The organism is Indioceanicola profundi (assembly GCF_003568845.1).
Taxonomy (GTDB): Bacteria; Pseudomonadota; Alphaproteobacteria; order Azospirillales; family Azospirillaceae; genus Indioceanicola; species Indioceanicola profundi.
In genome coordinates this window covers 2,750,331-2,767,579 of record NZ_CP030126.1, presented here as the reverse complement: position 1 = coordinate 2,767,579, position 17,249 = coordinate 2,750,331, and the positions used below count along the sequence as shown (strand labels likewise).

The window sequence follows — 17,249 nt, the reverse complement described above, 5'->3', positions numbered from 1 at the left end:
ATAGACCCATGCCGCAGCGCTGTCATCTTACGCAGAGGTTAACGAAGAAACGTTGTGTCATACTAGTGAAGGTCATATCTTCACGACCAACGTTTTGGATGTGGTTGGTTGGAAGGTTCAGATGGCCGCAAGACGGCGTCCGGCGGTAGAGCCGAATGCGACAGCACCGGAAGTGATGCAATCCGTCTGCAAGAACATCACGGTGTCCGGCCGGCGGACCAGCGTGCGGATGGAGCCGTTGCAGTGGGACAGTCTTGCCGATATCTGCAAGCGGGAGATGAAATCAGTCCATGACATCGCCACCCTGGTGGACCACCGCCGTGGCGACAGCTCACTGACGGCGGCCCTTCGGGTCTTCATTCTCAGCTACTTCCGGGAGGCCACCGTCCGCCTCACCGGGCTGGAGGAAAGCCAGGCCCGATTCGACGGACCCGGCGCGTCCAGCGGCGTGTTCGAGCGCGCCATGGACGTGTTCTCGACCGAAACGCCCGAGAAGGCCGAGGACTGATCCCGGGTTTTGCCGCCTACCATGCCAGCCGGGGCATCGCCGCCGTCGGACGGTGGCCGCTGGCGGCGGCGAGAGCGCCCAGCCGCTCCGGGTCCGGGTGGGCTCCCCATTCGGTGCCCAGCTCCTCCCGGTGGATGCCGCCGGTGATCAGGATGCCGTCGATCCCAGCCGCGTTGGCGCCCGCGATATCGGTGCGCAGGCTGTCGCCCACCATGCAGATCCGGTCCGGCGCGACCCCGCCCAGCAGCTCCAGGCAACGGCGGTAGACCGGCGCATGCGGCTTGCCGTGATAGGCCACGCTGCCGCCCAGCTCCTCATAGCGCCGCGCCAACTCGCCGGCGCAGATCACCATGCGGCCCTGCACCACCACGACCAGGTCCGGATTGGCGCACAGCATGGGCAGGCGCCGCGCCGCGCAGGCCTGCAGCACCCCTTCGTAATCGGCCAGGGTCTCGTCGAAATCGTCGATGCCGGTGTTGACGACGAAGTCCGCTTCGGCCGGGTCGGTCACGCGGACGCGGCCCGGCAGCCCGGCATAGACGTCGTTGTCGCGCGGCGGGCCGATATGCAGCAGGCGGGAGCCCAGGGCGATATGCCAAGCGTCCGGCGGGTCGCGCAACGCCTCCCAGCTCGCCTCGCCAGAGGTGTAGAGGGCGTCATAGTGATCGGCGGTGATTCCCATCCCGTCCAGCTTGGCCCGGCTGGAGGCAATCCGGCGCGGCGCATTGGACAGCAGGCAGACCCGCTTGCCCCGGCGCTTCAGCTTGGCCAGGCACTCCGGCACGCCGGGATAGGGCTCCGCCCCGTCATGCACCACCCCCCAGAGGTCCAGGATGAAGCCGTCATAACGGTCGGCCACGCGGGACAGGCCGTCGATCAAGGGGATTGCGGAGGTCATGGTCACCATGGACGGAGAGATGGATGCGTTCCGGACGGTCGGAAGTTAGGGCCTGGGCTGACGGATGGCGAGGGGTAGATTCGCCGCCATGACCGAGGACGAATTCATCGCCGCCATCCTGCGCAACCCGCTGAATGGCGAGATCCTGCGCCGGCTGCCCGCCCTCGGCCTGCCGGACTGCTGGCTGGTGGCCGGCTGCCTGTATCAGGCGGTCTGGAACCTGAAGTCGGGAAGGCCGCCGGACGCCGACGTGAAGGATTACGATGTCTTCTACTTCGATTCGGCCGACCTGTCCTATGAGGCGGAGGACCGGGCCATCCGCGCGGCGGAGCGGCTTTTCGCCGATCTGGCGGCCCAGGGCGCTGTAGTGGAAGTGCGCAACCAGGCGCGGGTCCATCTCTGGTACGAGCGGAAATTCGGCGTGCCCTATGCGCCGCTGTCCTCCGCAACGGATGGCATCAGCCGCTTCCTGGTGGCCGGCACCTGCGTCGGCGTGCAGCCGGATGCCGATGGCGGGATTGCCCGGCTCTTCGCCCCCTACGGGCTGGAGGAGATGGAGCAGGGGCTGCTCCGTCCCTGCCCGCTGCTGCGCAATCCGGCCCGTTATGCCGAGAAGGTGGCCAGCTACAAGGCGCGCTGGCCATGGCTACGCGAGGCGGCTGCATGTACACGTCCAGAATGACTTAACATCTTTGCAACAAAAGTGGAGGTGGTGGGCCTTTGGGGCGGTGATTGTGTGTCGAACCGGCAACATGCGCGTGCTTTCCCGCGGCTCCAATCCCCGCGGAGCTTGAGTCCCAGAGGAAAATCATCATTCTGGCGGGGCACTGCAAATAGGGGTGAGATCCCCAGCGGGAGGAGTTGCACATGTTTACTCGTAGCGCCCGGACCGCCCTGATGACGGGTGGCGCTGTAATTGGTTTGATGCTGGCGTCGGCGGCCCCCGCGGCAGCCCAGAACTCCGAAGTCGAGATGCTTCGCGGCCAGGTTCAGGAACTGCTGAACCGCATCGAGCGGCTGGAGAAGTCCCCGGCGGCGGCCCCGGCCCCGACCGTCACCGCGGCCCCGACGATTGCCCAGGGCAATCCGAAGGTGAAGGTCACCTTCGGCGGCTGGATCAACCGCGCTGTCACCTACGCCGACAACGGCGCTGACGACGACTTCCTGTTCGTCGACAACAACGGCGCGTCCTCGCGCTTCAACATCAGCGCGTCGGGCAAGGTGAATGACAGCCTGTCGCTCGGCTCCGTGCTGGAGTTGGAGGCGATCTCCAACAATGCACGCAGCACCGGCCTTGAAAGCCAGTCCACGGCGCTGAGCTTCAACGAGCGCAAGATGGAAGTCTGGGCGCAGGTTGAGAATGTCGGCCGCATCTGGCTCGGCCAGGGCGACATGGCCTCCAACGTCGTCTCCGAAGTCGACCTGTCCGGCACGGCGAACCTCGGCATCTATTCCGACATCGGCGCCACCTTCGGCGGTCTGAACTTTGCGACCGGCGGGGCCTCGACGACTGTGAACGTCCAGTCCGCGTTCCAGAACTTCGACGGTCTGAACCGTGACGACCGTGTCCGGTTCGACACCACCTCCATCGCCGGCTTCACCGCCTCGGCGAGCGCCAGCCACGGCGGGAACTACGACGCCGCGCTGCGCTATGCCGGCAAGTTCGGGGACACTTCCGTGTCTGCCGCCGTCGGCTACTGGGACTTCGCCGACGACTTCGGCTCTCCGTTCGAGGACGGCTACGCCGGCTCCATCTCCGTCAAGCTGGCATCGGGCATCAACGCCACCGTCGCAGCCGGCGAGCAGAACTACAACACCGGCACGATCGACTCGGCCACCTACTGGTACGGCAAGCTCGGCTACGCCGCCAAGTTCTCGCCGATCGGCCAGACGGCCTTCGCGATCGATTACTACGAAGGTAGCGACATCCGCACTGCCACGACCGCCGGCGTCACGGTCGGGGTTGCAAGCGATGCAACTGCCTATGGCGTCACCATGGTGCAGCAGCTCGATGCGATCTCCTCCGAAGTCTATGTCTCGGTCCGGAATCACGAGCTGGATGCCGGCGGCGTGAACTACCGCGACGTTCTCGGCGTCATGACCGGCGCCCGCGTCCGGTTCTGATCCGGAAGCGTTCCCTTCGGGAGCTTCATAAGAAGGCCGGCCGGTTTTCCGGCACGGCACAAAGGCAAACCCCGCCCTTACCGGCGGGGTTTGTCCGTTATGGGCCATGCTGGAACCTGCCCGCTGGCCCCTTGACCTGTGCGGCATGTCCCGGCTTCATGCCCCCGATCCCTGGTGCGGCCGCCGCACCATCCCGCCCCCGACCGACAGGACGCCCCATGGCCTCCAAAATCTCCCCGCTCGCCCCGGCCGCCTTCCCGCAACTGCCCCCCGTGGCCGGCGTCCGCCTTGCCGCGCACCGCAGCGGAATCCGCTACAAGACGGAACGGGATGAGACCATGCTGGCGGTGCTGGAGCCGGGGACGACCGTGGCCGGCGTGCTGACCACGTCGAAGACAGCCAGCGCACCGGTGCATTGGTGCCGTCACGCGCTGAAGACCGGTTCCGCTCGGGCGCTGGTGGTGAATGCCGGAAATTCCAACGCCTTCACCGGTGCCGCCGGGGAGGCGTTCGTGCAGTCAACGCTGGACGCCACGGTCCAGGCCATCGGCTGCGCGCCGGAGGAGGTCTATCTCGCCTCCACCGGCGTGATCGGTCAGCCCATGGCGCAGGACCTGATCGCCAGGCATGTGCCAGCGATGGTCGACAAGCTGGTCCCGGCGGAAGGGGCGGCGTGGGAGAAGGCGGCCCGCGCCATCATGACCACCGACACCTTCCCCAAGGGGGCCGCGGCCTTTGCGGAAATCGACGGCGTCACCGTCACCGTGGCGGGCTTCGCCAAAGGCAGCGGCATGATCGCCCCCGACATGGCCACCATGCTGGGCTTCGTCTTCACCGACGCCGCCATCTCCTCCCCTGTGCTCCAGCAACTCCTGTCCGGCATCACGGTGCGCACCTTCAACTCCATCACCGTGGATGGCGACACCTCCACCAGCGACACGGTGATCGCCTGCGCCACCGGCAAGGCCGCGCACAGTGCCATCACCAGCATCGACGACCCCCGCGTCGCTGCCTTCGCCGCGGCGCTGGAGGAGGTCTGCCTGGATCTGGCGCAGCAGATCATCCGGGACGGGGAGGGGGCGACCAAGTTCGTCACCATCCGCGTTGCGGGCGCCGAGGATGACGCCGCCGCCAAGAGGATCGGCATGACCGTGGCCAACTCCCCCCTGGTGAAGACCGCCATTGCGGGCGAGGACGCGAACTGGGGCCGTATCGTCGCCGCCGTGGGGCGGTCGGGCGAGGCGGCAGACCGGGACAAGCTGGTCATCTCCGTCGGCGGGGTGCAGATCTGCGCAAACGGGATGGAGGTGCCGGGCTATGACGAGACGCCGGTGGCCGCCCACATGAAGGGGCTGGAGATCGATATCGACATCGACCTCAACATCGGCCCCGGCCGCGCCACGGTCTGGACCTGCGACCTGACCCACGGCTACATCGACATCAATGGCAGCTACCGGAGCTGACCGGTGCAGCTGCCCATGTCCCTGCGCACCGGCCGGCTCACGCTCCGCCAGCTGACAGCGGCCGACCTGCCCGTGCTGGTGCGGGAGATCGGGCGGTGGGAAGTGGCGCAGTGGCTGATCCATGTGCCGCATCCCTATTCCATGGCGGATGCGGAAGGCTGGCTGGCGATCACCTGCGCCCGGCGTGGGACCGGCACGCTGCTCCATCTCGTGGCCGTGCCGGATGGCGGGGCGGAGATGATCGGCGCCATCGGGCTGGACATGGCCGCTGGCGGGGAGGGGGAGGCGGAGCTTGGCTATTGGCTCTCCCCCGCCTCTTGGGGGCAGGGGCTGGGGACGGAGATGGCACAGGCCATGGTGGCCTGCGGCTTCCGCGATGTGGGGCTGTCCGCGATCGAGGCCGCCGTCGATCCCATGAACCATGCCAGCAACAACGTGCTGAAGAAGGCCGGCTTCCGGATTGTCCGGGTCGATCCGCTGCACCCCCGCGGGCTGCGCGGCGGCCCCGCCCCCGCCAACATCCACCGAATCACCCGCACCGCGTTCGAGGCCAACCATGACCATGCCTGAAGAGTCCGGCGATACTCCCTGCTGGCAGGAGGCCGACCGGGCCCTGCCGCCAGTGCGGACGGTGCTGGTGGCCGCCGTGGCGCTGGTGGATGCCGATGGCCGAATATTGCTGGCCCAGCGCCCGCCCGGCAAACAGCTCGCCGGCCTCTGGGAATTTCCCGGCGGCAAGGTGAATGAGGGGGAGACGCCCGAACAGGCGCTGATCCGCGAGCTGAAGGAGGAGCTGGGGATCGACACGGCCGAGAGCTGCCTCGCTCCGCTGACCTTCGCCAGTCATCGCTATGAGAGTTTCCACCTGCTGATGCCGCTTTATGCCTGCCGGGTGTGGAAGGGCACGCCGCAGGGGCTGGAGGGGCAGCAACTCGCCTGGGTGAAGCCGGTGCGGATGAAGGACTATCCCATGCCCCCGGCGGACATCCCGCTGGTCGCCATGCTGCGGGACCTGCTGTAGGCCCGATGCCCGAATGCGGCGGAACCTACTTCGTCCGCCAGGTGCGGACCGGGCCGGTGTCGATATGGGTGTGGCCAGTGGAGGGGTAGTAGGCGGCACCGCCGCGCTGCATGGTCTTGGCGATCTCAGCCAAGGCAGCGCCGGGAAGCAGCGGCACCCGAAAATCCATGGCCTTGCCCGACATGTGGAAGCTCTCGCGCGCCGCGTTCCTGTTCTGCGACACCAGCCGGGCATTGGTCTGGGGACTGCGGTAGCCGGAGGTGATCTGCACCTCCGTGCCTTCGGCGATGCCGGTGCGGAACAGCAGATCCCAGAGGAAATCCAGCAATAGCGGGTCGATGGGCGCCAGATCCCCCGTATTGCGGTCGCGCATCAGATTATTGATCTGCGCCAGGGCCGTGGCGTCGTAGCGCCCCTCACGGGCATAGACCACGTCCACGCGCTCCCGGCTGGGGGAGTGGACCAGCACGATGCGCCGCGTACCGGGCAGGGGCGGCAGGACCGGTTCGGCCAGTTCGGGCGTCCGTGGCCCGCCGCAGGCGCCCAGGACCATCAGGGCGGCGGCTGCGCCGCAGGCGAAAAGATGGCGGCGGGGCAGGGTCAAGGCGGGCAACTCCGGGCGGGGCAGTTCCGGCAGAGTCTACCACGAAGGCATTAAGGGTCCATTCGCGGAGACCGGTCGCCTTAGAACCGCGGGTCCCGCGACAGGCCCTTTTTCTCCAGCGCGTCCAGATAGGCAGCCCATTTCTCCGCCTGCTTTGCGCCCAGCTCATAGAGATAGGACCAGGAGAAGATGCCGGTATCGTGCCCATCGTCGAAGACGATCCGGACGGCGTAATTGCCAACCGGCTCCACCGCGCGGATGCCGACCTGGCGCTTGCCCGGCACGGTCTGCTTCTGGCCGGGGCCGTGGCCCTGCACCTCCGCACTGGGGCTTTCCACCCGCAGATACTCCGCCGGAAGGGCGAACTCAGCCCCATCCTCGAATCGGATATGCAGCAGCCGCTCCGCCTTCTTCAGGCGGATTTCCTCCGGCCAGGCCCTGGTCCCGAAGGGGTCGGTGGCGAAGCGTTCCTCAGTGGCCATGATGCTCCTCAGGCGCCGGCTCTGGCGCTGTCCAGCGGCCGGGCCTCGTCCACCAGCATTATGGGGATGCCGTCGCGGATGGGATAGGCCAGGCCGGCTTGGTCGCTGATCAACTCCTGCGCCTCGGCGTCGTAGCGCAACGGCGACTTGGTCAGCGGGCAGACCAGGATTTCCAGCAGCTTGGGATCGACCTTGGCGGCAGCCATGGCAGGGTTCCTCCGTCTCTTGTCTCCGGCCTTGGCGGCCGGCGCGTCAATGTCTGGCGGACTCGCCGCCCGGTTTGTCGTGCACCGCCATTTCCAGCAGCGCAAGCAGCAAATCGGCACGGGTCGGCAGGTCCGCCGCTTCCAACAGGGCCTGCTTCTCGAACGGATCGAACGGGCAGATCATTCCCAGCGTGGCCACCAGCCGCTCATCCGCCGTGCCGGCGATGGCGTCCCAGTTGGCCGTGATGCCCTGCTTCTGGAAATAGGCCCGCAGCGCCGAACCCAGCCGGTCGCGGTCCAGCACCTCCGCCTCGTCCTCCGTCAGGTCCAGCTCGAAGGCGGACCAGTCGGGGATGACGCGGCGATAGCCGCGGAACAGCGGCAGCTCCTGCTTCGGGGTGAAGCGGCAGAGGCCGGTCAGCGTGATCAGGATGCGGCCGTCCTCCGTCTCCGCGAAGGAGGTGATGCGGCCGGCACAGCCCATGGGCAGCAGCGGCGGCGGCTCTCCGGGAAGGCCGCCTTCCGCCGGCTGGATCATGCCGATGATCCGGTCGCCCGCCAGCGCGTCCTGGACCATGTTCAGGTAGCGCGGCTCAAAGATGTTCAGCGGGAGCTTTCCCCGCGGCAACAGCAGCGCCCCCGTCAGGGGAAAGACGGGGATGCTGGCGGGGAGCTCGTCGAAGCTCGGATCGAATGGATTGCGGCTCATGAAAATAAGATAGAGGACAATTTCCGCCGGGCCATGACCGTCAGCTTGTCCGTAGGCCCGAAAGCCTCAAAAAATTTGAGAAGCTGCTTGCGGGCCTGCTGCTCGTTCCATTCGCGGTCGCGCTTCACGATTTCCAGCAGCTCCTCCACCGCCTCTTCGCGCTTGCCGGCGGCATAGAGCGCCAGGGCGAGATCGTAGCGGGTCTGGAGGTCGTTGGGGTCCTGGGCGACGCGGTTCATCAGCTCCGGGATCGGGCCGGCCTGCTTGGCCTGCTCCGCCAGATCGAGCTGGGTGCGGATGGCCGTCAGCTCCGGCGACTTGGCGATGCCGTCCGGCGCCTGGTCCAGCATGACCTTGGCCTCTTCCGTCTGGCCCGCAGCGATCAGGCAGCGGATCAGCCCGGCGAAGGCGGCGGCATTCTCCGGATCGGCTTGGAGCACGTCATTATAGATGGCGGCGGCCGTCTGGATGTCGCCGGTCTCCAGAACCTGCTTCGCTTCTTCCAGGATGGCGGCCAGATCCTCGCCGGGGGCCACGCCGCCGGCCATCTTGATCAGCCGCTCGACGAACTGCTTCAGCTGGGATTCCGGCAGGGCGCCGACAAAACCGTCCACCGGGCGGCCCTGGAAGAAGGCATAGACGGCGGGGATCGACTGGATGCGGAGCTGGCCGGCAACGGCCGGGTTCTCGTCCGTATTGATCTTGACCATGCGGACCGCGCCCTTGGCGGCCTGCACCACCTTTTCCAGCGCCGGGCCGAGCTGCTTGCAAGGACCGCACCAGGGGGCCCAGAAATCGACCAGGACGGGTACGGTGCGCGACGTCTCGATCACGTCGGCCATGAAGCTGGCGTCGGTCGCGTCCTTGACCACGTCCGCGGCCCCGCCGCGCGGCGCGCCCGCACCTGCGCCGAAGGCTCCGCCATTGGGGGGGAAGCTGCTCTGCATTCGTCTTATCCCTTGGCTTCTCTAAGGACGTCCGCGCATCGGCCCGGCGGCTTGGCAGAGGCGCCCTTTCACTCCGCCGTTATATAGACCGCGCCACGCCTACCCGCAAAGGTCGGCTGACCGGCTGGTAACGCATGGCCCGCCCGGACCGCTCCGTCTCCTTCCGCGGCAGTCCGGGCGGGCGGGCCGAGCGGGCCTCGAAGATTTTTGCGGAGCAGCGAAAAAAGCGCTTGCAGCTCGGCGCGGCATGTATATATTCCGCGCTCACCGCCGGGGCGCACTCCTCCGGGACGCGAACGAAGCGGCGGTAACGATCTGGCGATGCGGGCGTAGCTCAGGGGTAGAGCACAACCTTGCCAAGGTTGGGGTCGAGGGTTCGAATCCCTTCGCCCGCTCCAGATTGAACAGCAAAAAGGGCCGGGAAACTTCCCGGCCCTTTTGCTTTGTCCGGCATCAGGCCAGCTGAACGCCGTGGAACTTGCCGGCCTCATAGTCGCGGATGGCGGCGATGATCTCCTCGCGGCTGTTCATCACGAAGGGGCCGTGGGCGACGACGGGCTCGTTGATCGGTTGGCCGTGGCCGAACAGGAGCACGGCGCCGGAGGCGGACTCGATCCGTATCTCATCGCCGTCGCGGCTCATCTCCACCAGATTGAACTGCGGCACCTTCCGTCCCGCCAGCGCGACCTCCCCCCGGACCACATAGAAGAAGACGTTGCGGTCCTGCGGCGCCGCCAGCGCCGCCTCCGCTCCTGGCTCGAGCGTGACGGTGGACATCATGATGCCGGTCAGGGACTGGATCGGGCCGGCCGTGCTGTCGAAGCTGCCGGCGATCAGGTTCATCCGTGCCTGGCCCCCGGCCAGGGAGAGAACGGGGATATCCGGCTGCTGAACGCCGGTATAGGCCGGCTGCACCATCTTCAGCCGGCCGGGCAGGTTGATCCAGAGCTGCAGGATCTCCAGCGGGCCGCCGCTGCGCTTGAAGCGGTCGGGCGACAGTTCGGAATGGATCAGGCCGGAACCGGCCGTCATCCATTGGATGCCGCCAGGACCGATGATGCTCTCATGACCGGCGCTGTCCCGGTGCGCCAGCTCCCCCTCCAGGATGAAGGTCAGCGTCTCGAACCCGCGGTGCGGGTGGGGGCCGAAGGGAAGGCCCTGGTTGCCGGGAGGGTAGGTCTGGGGGCCGTGATGGTTCAGGAACAGGAACGGATCGATCTGCGGCACGGCCGGACCGGGCAGCGGACGGCGCGTCTGCAGGTCGCGGATATCGTCCCGGTGGGCCGGGTGGACGGCCTTGAGGCTGCGTGCGGTCATGGGGAACCTCCTGGTCGGGAAAGCGCGACGCCTCGGCGCCATCGGATCGTCGTCATGTGCGCCGGGCAGTGGCGGGAACAATAGTCCGATCCTGGACGGAGTGTCGCCGCTGTCGCACAAATCGCGCTGAAGTCCGGTACGCCAAGCGCATCCGCCCACCCGCCGTCTGTAATGAGCGTCACCGACAGGGCGCGCGGAATCGGGCATACTGGGAATGGGATTGGGAGAGGCGGCACCATGCTTGACGGCGATATCGAGCGGATTTCCGCCTGGCTGGTCCAGAGCGGACTGTCCGGGGCGTCGGAGACCGAGCTGCTGACCGGACTGGCGGCACGGTGCTGCGAGGCCGGACTGCCGCTGGCCCGCGCCTTGGTGATGATCGACACGCTGCACCCCGTTCATGAGGGCCGGAGTTTCATCTGGCACGATGATGGCGGGGAGGACGGAACGGTCTTCGCCTATGGCCGCAGCCAGGAAGGCAAGGGGGCGGAGGCGTGGCGGCAGAGTCCTTTCTTCCACATGCTGGCCGATGGGTTGGACGAGCTGCGCTTTTCCCTGCGCGGGAACGAGCCGTTGGGGTTCCCGGTGCTGGAGCAGATGCGGGCCGACGGGCATACCGACTACGCGGCCATGATCCACCGGCTGACCGGCGGGCGCATCATCGGGGAGATGGATTGCGTCTATTCCTCATGGTCCACGCGCAGCCCCGAAGGCTTCACCGAGGCGGGCATGGCCGCCCTGCGGCGGTTGGCGCCGTTGCTGGCGCTCGGGGTGAAGAGCGCCTCGCTGGCGCGGGTGGCGGAGACGCTGGTGGAGGTCTATCTGGGCCGCGACCCCGGCCGCATGGTGCTGGGCGGCCGCATCTCCCGCGGGGAGACGGAGAAGATCGGGGCGGTGATCTGGTATTCCGACCTGCGCGGCTTCACCACCATCGCCGACGCAGCCCCGCCGGACGAGTTGATCCCGCTGCTGAACGACTATGCGGATGCCGTGATCTCCGCCGTGCACGATGCCGGGGGCGACGTGCTGAAGCTGATGGGCGACGGTGTGCTGGCGATCTTCAAGGCGGCGGACCCGGCCACCGCCTGCCGCTGCGCGCTGACCGCCGAAGGGGCGTTGCGCGAGCGGCTGCGGGCGCTGAATGCGCGGCGCGCGGCCGAGGGGCGCCCGGTCACCACGGTCTATCTGGGTCTGCATATCGGGGACGTGTTCTACGGCAATATCGGCAGCGAGGAGCGGCTGGACTTCACCGTGGTCGGCCCCTGCGTCAACGAGGCCAGCCGCATTGCCTCCATGTGCCGGTCGGCGGACCGGGAGGTGCTGGTTTCCTCGGAGTTCGCCGCGGCGACGCCGGAGCCGGAACGGCGTCACTTGGTCTCGGTCGGGCGCTACGCCCTGCGCGGCGTGGCCCGTGCGCAGGAGCTGTTCACGCTGGACCGGGCATAGGCCGGATCGCGGCTTCGATCCGGCCCGCGGGTGTCCGCCGGTTACTGCCCGGTGTCCTTGCCCACCGTCATGGTGGTGCCGGGGCCGCGATTCTGGGCGCTGCCGTCGGGATTGCGGGTGTCCTCGCTGCCCGCGGTGCCCATGCCGGTCCCGGATTTGGCGCCGGAAACCCCGCCGGCGCCGGCGCCGGCCGGCGGCATATGGGACGAACCGCCGGAGCCGGCGGCCTTGTCCCGGCCATTCTGGTCCTGTTCCTGGCCTTCCATGCCCTTGGGGGCTTGGCCGCCATTGGCATTGTCGGTGATGTCCACACCGCCGCCGCTACGGGTCGCGTGCTTCTCCGCCATGCTGTCCTCCTGACACTGATCGGACCCGCGCCAACAGGGATGGCGGATGCTGGTTCCGTGGGGATGGGGAGGGCAGTAGCGGCGATCAGCCGCCGGCGCTGTTCACGGTATCGAATACTTCGAACCCGCCGGTCCAGATCATGTTGACGGCCACCCAGCCGATCACGGCCAGGCCGATATAGGCGATCCAGTGGTGCCGCTCCAGCACGCGGGCGATCACGGTAGCCGCCACGCCCATCAGCACCACCGACATGGCCAGCCCCACCACCAGCACCCATTCATGGTCCTGGGATGCGCCGGCCACGGCCAGCACATTGTCCAGCGACATGGAGACGTCGGCCAGGATGATCTGGCGGATGGCGACTCCCACCGGCTTGGTGCCCTCATCGGGCAGCGCGTCGGCCCTCGGATGCGGGGCATGTTCGCCCGCGGCTTCCGCCACCAGCTCGGCTCCGGTGTCCTCCTCCGCCTGCTGGCGCAGTCCGCGCCAAAGTTTCCAGCAGACCCAGAGCAGCAGGACGCCGACCGCCAGCGTGATGCCGATGATGGCCAGCAGCTGGGTGGTCAGCAGGGCGAAGACGATGCGCAGCACGGCCGCCGCCGCGATGCCCCAGAAAATGACGGTGCGGCGCTGGCTGCGCGCCACGCCCGCGGCGGCCATTCCGACCACGATGGCATTGTCGCTAGCACAAGGTCGATGAACAGCACCTGTGCCAGGGCGTACAGCTCTTCCCAGATCATTTGCGCGGATAACTTCGACGGACGGCCCGGCGGACCCTGCCGGACCGGCGGGCGTGTATCCAAAAGGCCGCCAGAAGGCAATCCAGCTCACGCGCGCCGCAGCCCCGCCTGCAAAGGGCGGCGGCGGGACCGGCCGCACGCGATCGACGGCGCGCATCCGCTCCCCCCGGAAGCTGGGATGAACAGAAGCGGGAAGGGGATCAGCCGGCGCGGGCGCGGCGCAGGGGCGCTTCGTCGGCATCACCGCCGCGGCCGCCGCCCTGGCTGCCGTCACCGCCGATAAGCTCGGCCAGATGACGTGCCAGGGTGCGGCCCTTCGGGGTCAGGGTCACGATCTTGCGCCGGCGCTCGCGAGGGTCCTCCTCCGCCTGCACCAGATCGTGGCCCTCCTTGCCGAAGCTGTGCCATTTGGACAGCGCCGCCACATTGCGGCTGGCGCTGCTCTGCGCGATGCCCAGCCGCTCCGACAGGTCGCGGATGGACATGCCTTCATTCTGGGCGATGGTCAGAAAGCTCAGCGCGTACTGGATGGGCAGGTCCGGGTCCAGAAGGCGGAACGCCTCCAGCACCCGGACCAGCGGATCGAGCTGTTCAGGCCGCAAGCTTGCGGCTGCTCGGGTCTTGTCCATCGAACGTGGGTCCAATCGTGGGGCCTCCAATCGTCGGACCGCGGGTTTCCGGCCGCCAACGGGCCGGCGTGTAGATAACGTGCAGCCTGCCGAGCCAGATCAGGACTTCCCCATTCTCACGGCGGATGTCCAGGCCCCGAGGGGCGTCGGCCCAGCGGGCCAGCTCAATGAAGAATTTGGGCCCGGCGCCCAGCGATACGAAGATGCTCATGTCTTCCCTCTTTCAAACGATATTTGACGAGACGTCGCGCCTTGGGCGCGCCTTCCACGACGCCCGCGGCAAAGGGAGAGTTGGCGCACAGCAGGACGCCGGTCCCGTAGCTCATCAGGGTCATGGTCATGTCTCGATCTCCTTCTCGTTCAGAGGGGATTTCTCTTCTGACACCGCCGGAACCGGATCGTTCCGCCAGCTTCGTACACCGCTCTCACCGCCGGGCACGTCGAACCCGGCATCCACCGGCGGCAGTCAGGCCGCCAGCGAACCGGCAATGTTGTGCCGGAAATCCGAAACGGATGCAACAGCCGATCTGTCCCTCAACTCAACCAGTTCCGATGCCGGATGGGTCCGGAACGAAAAAGGACGCTTGGACGGGGCGGTATCCTGCTCCCGCGGAGAGACAGCGATCATCCGGATATGCGACCCGTCCAGCCCCACATCACGGAGCAGGTTTGGCGGAATTCCGCTGAAATCGGCCCGCGGCGGGCCGGAAACGAGGGCGCCGAGGCGCCTGAGAACATGCGCGATCATGGGAAATCTCCCGATACGGCCTGGTATTGGCGGGCCCACAGCAGATATGTGCGGGAAAGCAATACATCCTGTATCGGATGAGATTGGTCAAGCTGAGACGGCCGCATGGCGCCCATGCCCTACAAGGCGGGAACCAACCTGCGACCGTCGGTCGGTGCGGTTTCGGGAGTGCCGGACGGCGTCAGCCGGCTCCGCGGTAGCTGCGGCTGTCGGTGGCGCCGTGCTTCTCGGCCGGAATTTCGATCCAGGGCAGCGGCGGCGCCTTGGCGCCGTTGTTCAGGCGCTCGCAGACTTTTATGGCCGCATCCTCGCCGGCGGGAACAGGGCACCAGAGATTGGTCTGGCGGTCATGGATGCCCCAGTGCTTGGAAATTCGGGGCACACGGGTGACGACATAGGCCATGACAGACCCTCCCTGGATTGCGGCGCTTCCGGCTGATTGCACGGGGAACGCAGCCGGAGCCGCTTTGTTCCGTCCGGGGAGGGGAGCGGCACGTTCGGAGGAGGTGGCGCGCCGAACGGGCGTCAGCCGTGGCGGGAGATGCTGTCGGCCGGATCGGTGGGCTTCTGCCAGGGCCAGCGCCCCTCGATCTCCACTTCCAGGGAGAAGCTGAGGAAGGTGCGGATGATGACGATCAGGCCCAGCGCATAGAGATTGTCCAGGGTGGGTTCCACTGCCACTGTGCCGATGATGTCGGCGGCCACCAGGAATTCCAGCCCGAGCAGGATGCCGCGCGCCAAGCTGGTGCGCAGCCGGTGGTACGCCTTGGCCCAGCCGACCCCTCTCGACAGCGCCATGGCGAAGATCGCCACCGCCGCCAGGATGCCGAACGCGATCACAGCCACCCCGGCCAGTTCGATCAGCATGGCGGCGTAGTGGAGCGTCGCGTCGAACCAGGCCGGTTCCGCCACATCCATGCCCTGCGCGCCCGCACCATTCTCATTCATTCCGCCGGGTCCTTTCCGCACCTTCGTTCGGGGATGCAGGCAGAACAGCACCATACGCGGCAGCGTTGCGTGCCGGATGAACAGCGGGACCGAGGATGAGGTTGGGGTGGTGCGCCCGGCAGGACTCGAACCTGCTGCCTCAAGTTTAGGAAACTCGCGCTCTATCCTGATGAGCTACGGGCGCGCCGCGGCCAATTTAGACGGGGGCGCGCCGCTTTCCAACCCGAATCTGGGCAAGGCGGGGGTTCTATTCCAACGCGCGGGACCATCACCTCCCGGCGAGGTCCAGCAGCTTCATCGCGGTGGCGAGATTGCGCGTGGTACCGGCGTCCCCCAGCGCCTTGAAGGCCACCTCCGCCAGCCTGCCCGCCGATATGCCGTCCGGGCAGAGCAGATAGGCGGCCTGTCCGGTCACCGCGATCCGCTCCGGCGTCCAGTCGGTCGCTTCGAGCACGCGCAGCCGCTCCAGCCCGCCGGCATCCCCGACGAAAGCGATCAGCAGGCGGGCGGGGTCGACGTCGATATCGGCAAAGGGGTTCTGCGCGATGGCGGCCGCAAGCTCATCCGCGGGAAACACGAAGACTCGCGCCTTAATGCCGGCCGCGGCGGCAAGCGCGGCCTCGATCCGGGCCGCGATCCGCGCCGGCTCCTCCCCATCGGCGTCGAGCACCACATTGCCGCTGTTCAGAAGGGTGCGGACGCGGCCGTAACCCAGCTCCTCCACCAGCCTGCGCAGATCGGCCATGGCGATGCGCTTCGCCTTGCCGACATTCACCCCGCGCAGCAGCGCCGCATAGCTCGGCATGTTCCGCCTGTTCCGAGAGGATTCCAGCCCCCACTGTGATGGAGGCCGGGGCGGAAGTCACCTACACCAGCTCCGCCAGCACGCCGTTCAGGCGGGTCCGTCCCTCATGGCTGGCGCGCAGGCGCTCGGGCGACAGCTCCAGCAGGCCATGGCGGGACAGGCGGTCGATGCGGTCCAGCTTCAGCACCTCGCGCCAGTGCCGGCCCGCCTCCTCCTCCACCCGCGCCAGCGGCACGCCCTCGGCTAGACGAAGCCCCATCATCAGCAGCTCGGTCAGCCGGTCCTCATGGGCGATGGGCTCGAAGGGCTTGGCGCCGGTGCCGCCGGCTTCCACCCGTTCCAGCCAGATCTCGGGGGCGCGGTGGGTGTTGGTGCCGACCTTGCCGGCGTCCGGCAGCGTCAGGCGGCCATGCGCGCCCGGCCCGATGCCGACATAGTCGCCATAGCGCCAGTAGGTGAGGTTGTGCCGGCTCTCCTCGCCCGGACGGGCGTGGTTGGAGATTTCATAGGCCGGCAGGCCGGCGGCGGTGAGAAGCTCCTGCGTGGCATCGTACAGCTCGCCCTGCAGCTCCTCCTCCGGCATCACCAGCTCGCCCCGGCTGTAGAGGGTGTGGAACTTCGTCCCCTCCTCGATGGTGAGCTGGTAGAGGGAGAGGTGGCCCACCGCCTCTTCCAGCGCGCGCGTCAGCTCCGCCTGCCAGCCGGAAACGGTCTGGCCAGGGCGGGCATAAATCAGGTCGAAGCTGAAGCGGGGGAACAGCTCCCGCGCCAGACGGATGGCCCCCAGCGCCTCCTCCGCCGAATGCTCCCGGCCGAGGAACTTCAGGTCGGCGGCGTTCAGCGCCTGGATGCCAAGACTGACGCGATTGACGCCGGCGGCGCGGAAGGCGCGGAATTTGCCGGCTTCCACACTGGTGGGGTTGGCCTCCAGCGTCACCTCCGTTCCGGCGGGCAGGCCCCAGCGCTCATCGGCGCGCTTCAGCACGGCCTCCACCGTCTCCGCCTCCATCAAAGAGGGCGTGCCGCCGCCGAAGAAGACGGAGGTCAGGGTGCGGCCGGGGGTCAAATCGGCGAAATGGTCCAGCTCCCGCAGCAAAGCGGCGCGCCAGCGGGCGTGTTCCACCCGCGCGCGGACATGGGAGTTGAAGTCGCAATACGGGCACTTGGCCTTGCAGAAGGGCCAGTGGACATAGAGCGCGAAACCGGGGGCGGTGGGGGCGGGGCTGGTCATGCGGCCCCATATGGCGCGAAACGCGGCTGGACGGAAGAGGCCGGCGATGCCCGCTGCAGGGCGGGCCATGCCGGC

The 17,249-nt window shown here is 67.6% G+C and carries 21 protein-coding genes, 2 tRNA genes and 1 pseudogene; 8 read left to right on the top strand and 16 right to left on the bottom strand.

All coding sequences use genetic code 11. The annotated features are described in order from the left end of the window. The first annotated feature begins 121 nt into the window (after nt 1-121). On the top strand, nt 122-508 hold the full coding sequence (locus tag DOL89_RS13175; protein ID WP_225889792.1) for a ribbon-helix-helix domain-containing protein: 387 nt from the start codon (nt 122-124) through the stop codon (nt 506-508). Between the two features lie 16 nt (nt 509-524). Here the strand turns inward: DOL89_RS13175 and DOL89_RS13170 are convergent, their stop codons facing one another. Then, nucleotides 525-1,406 (bottom strand): TIGR01459 family HAD-type hydrolase, encoded by an 882-nt coding sequence (locus tag DOL89_RS13170; protein ID WP_205574584.1) that lies wholly within the window; start codon nt 1,404-1,406, stop codon nt 525-527. Between the two features lie 88 nt (nt 1,407-1,494). On the opposite strand from DOL89_RS13170, the gene DOL89_RS13165 reads away from it, so the two are divergent. The 5 genes from DOL89_RS13165 (at nt 1,495) to DOL89_RS13145 (ending at nt 6,014) form a co-directional block, all read left to right on the top strand. Next, on the top strand, nt 1,495-2,088 hold the full coding sequence (locus DOL89_RS13165) for a nucleotidyltransferase family protein (RefSeq protein ID WP_119679563.1): 594 nt from the start codon (nt 1,495-1,497) through the stop codon (nt 2,086-2,088). Between the two features lie 185 nt (nt 2,089-2,273). Next, nucleotides 2,274-3,530, top strand: coding sequence for a porin (locus DOL89_RS13160; protein ID WP_162937499.1), 1,257 nt, complete (start codon nt 2,274-2,276; stop codon nt 3,528-3,530). A gap of 218 nt (nt 3,531-3,748) precedes the next feature. Next, nucleotides 3,749-4,993: a bifunctional glutamate N-acetyltransferase/amino-acid acetyltransferase ArgJ gene (gene argJ / locus DOL89_RS13155; RefSeq protein ID WP_119679561.1), complete on the top strand. Its 1,245-nt coding sequence runs from the start codon at nt 3,749-3,751 to the stop codon at nt 4,991-4,993. Nucleotides 4,994-4,996: 3 nt separating this feature from the next. Further along, entirely contained in the window at nt 4,997-5,563 is a 567-nt protein-coding gene (locus DOL89_RS13150) for a GNAT family N-acetyltransferase (protein WP_119679560.1), read from the top strand. After that, nucleotides 5,556-6,014: a (deoxy)nucleoside triphosphate pyrophosphohydrolase gene (locus DOL89_RS13145; protein WP_205574701.1), complete on the top strand. Its 459-nt coding sequence runs from the start codon at nt 5,556-5,558 to the stop codon at nt 6,012-6,014. Before DOL89_RS13150 ends, DOL89_RS13145 begins: the two co-directional genes overlap by 8 nt. 25 nt (nt 6,015-6,039) lie before the next feature. On the opposite strand, the gene DOL89_RS13140 is transcribed toward DOL89_RS13145, so the two are convergent. The 5 genes from DOL89_RS13140 to trxA all read right to left on the bottom strand — a co-directional run bounded on the left by DOL89_RS13140 (nt 6,040) and on the right by trxA (nt 8,962). After that, on the bottom strand, nt 6,040-6,618 hold the full coding sequence (locus DOL89_RS13140; protein ID WP_119679559.1) for a YcbK family protein: 579 nt from the start codon (nt 6,616-6,618) through the stop codon (nt 6,040-6,042). Between the two features lie 80 nt (nt 6,619-6,698). Beyond that, nucleotides 6,699-7,100: a gamma-butyrobetaine hydroxylase-like domain-containing protein gene (locus tag DOL89_RS13135; RefSeq protein ID WP_119679558.1), complete on the bottom strand. Its 402-nt coding sequence runs from the start codon at nt 7,098-7,100 to the stop codon at nt 6,699-6,701. An 8-nt stretch (nt 7,101-7,108) separates the two neighbouring features. Then, on the bottom strand, nt 7,109-7,306 hold the full coding sequence (locus DOL89_RS13130) for a Trm112 family protein (RefSeq protein ID WP_119679557.1): 198 nt from the start codon (nt 7,304-7,306) through the stop codon (nt 7,109-7,111). Between the two features lie 46 nt (nt 7,307-7,352). After that, nucleotides 7,353-8,015, bottom strand: a complete 663-nt coding sequence (locus DOL89_RS13125) for an LON peptidase substrate-binding domain-containing protein (protein WP_119679556.1) — start codon at nt 8,013-8,015, stop codon at nt 7,353-7,355. After that, a complete protein-coding gene (gene trxA, locus DOL89_RS13120; RefSeq protein ID WP_119679555.1) occupies nt 8,012-8,962 on the bottom strand; it encodes a thioredoxin in 951 nt (316 codons plus the stop codon). Before trxA ends, DOL89_RS13125 begins: the two co-directional genes overlap by 4 nt. A 323-nt stretch (nt 8,963-9,285) precedes the next feature. On the opposite strand from trxA, the gene DOL89_RS13115 reads away from it, so the two are divergent. Next, nucleotides 9,286-9,360 (top strand) — tRNA-Gly (locus DOL89_RS13115). 55 nt (nt 9,361-9,415) lie between these two features. Here DOL89_RS13115 and DOL89_RS13110 read toward each other — a convergent pair. Further along, nucleotides 9,416-10,279: a pirin family protein gene (locus tag DOL89_RS13110; RefSeq protein WP_119679554.1), complete on the bottom strand. Its 864-nt coding sequence runs from the start codon at nt 10,277-10,279 to the stop codon at nt 9,416-9,418. Nucleotides 10,280-10,516: 237 nt separating this feature from the next. Here DOL89_RS13110 and DOL89_RS13105 point away from each other — a divergent pair, with 237 nt between their 5' ends. Then, nucleotides 10,517-11,725, top strand: coding sequence for an adenylate/guanylate cyclase domain-containing protein (locus tag DOL89_RS13105; protein WP_119679553.1), 1,209 nt, complete (start codon nt 10,517-10,519; stop codon nt 11,723-11,725). 41 nt (nt 11,726-11,766) lie between these two features. Here DOL89_RS13105 and DOL89_RS13100 read toward each other — a convergent pair whose 3' ends face one another. From DOL89_RS13100 to hemW, 9 genes and pseudogenes are all read right to left on the bottom strand, one after another. Continuing rightward, nucleotides 11,767-12,072, bottom strand: coding sequence for a hypothetical protein (locus tag DOL89_RS13100; RefSeq protein ID WP_119679552.1), 306 nt, complete (start codon nt 12,070-12,072; stop codon nt 11,767-11,769). Nucleotides 12,073-12,157: 85 nt separating this feature from the next. Further along, nucleotides 12,158-12,813: pseudogene (locus DOL89_RS13095) on the bottom strand (TerC family protein). 200 nt (nt 12,814-13,013) lie between these two features. Next, complete coding sequence (locus tag DOL89_RS13090) at nt 13,014-13,442, bottom strand: MarR family winged helix-turn-helix transcriptional regulator (protein WP_119679551.1); 429 nt, start codon at nt 13,440-13,442, stop codon at nt 13,014-13,016. 164 nt (nt 13,443-13,606) lie between these two features. Continuing rightward, entirely contained in the window at nt 13,607-13,783 is a 177-nt protein-coding gene (locus DOL89_RS24910; protein WP_162937498.1) for a hypothetical protein, read from the bottom strand. 588 nt (nt 13,784-14,371) lie between these two features. Next, on the bottom strand, nt 14,372-14,593 hold the full coding sequence (locus tag DOL89_RS13075; protein WP_119679548.1) for a hypothetical protein: 222 nt from the start codon (nt 14,591-14,593) through the stop codon (nt 14,372-14,374). Nucleotides 14,594-14,715: 122 nt separating this feature from the next. Then, nucleotides 14,716-15,138, bottom strand: coding sequence for a DUF1622 domain-containing protein (locus DOL89_RS13070; RefSeq protein WP_205574583.1), 423 nt, complete (start codon nt 15,136-15,138; stop codon nt 14,716-14,718). A 107-nt stretch (nt 15,139-15,245) separates the two neighbouring features. Further along, nucleotides 15,246-15,322: transfer RNA gene (locus tag DOL89_RS13065), tRNA-Arg, on the bottom strand. 84 nt (nt 15,323-15,406) lie between these two features. Continuing rightward, nucleotides 15,407-15,943 carry a DUF1697 domain-containing protein gene (locus DOL89_RS13060; protein WP_119679547.1) on the bottom strand — a complete coding sequence of 179 codons (537 nt, stop codon included), beginning with the start codon at nt 15,941-15,943 and terminating at the stop codon, nt 15,407-15,409. A 61-nt stretch (nt 15,944-16,004) separates the two neighbouring features. Beyond that, complete coding sequence (gene hemW / locus DOL89_RS13055) at nt 16,005-17,174, bottom strand: radical SAM family heme chaperone HemW (RefSeq protein ID WP_119680421.1); 1,170 nt, start codon at nt 17,172-17,174, stop codon at nt 16,005-16,007. Between the last annotated feature and the right edge of the window lie 75 nt (nt 17,175-17,249).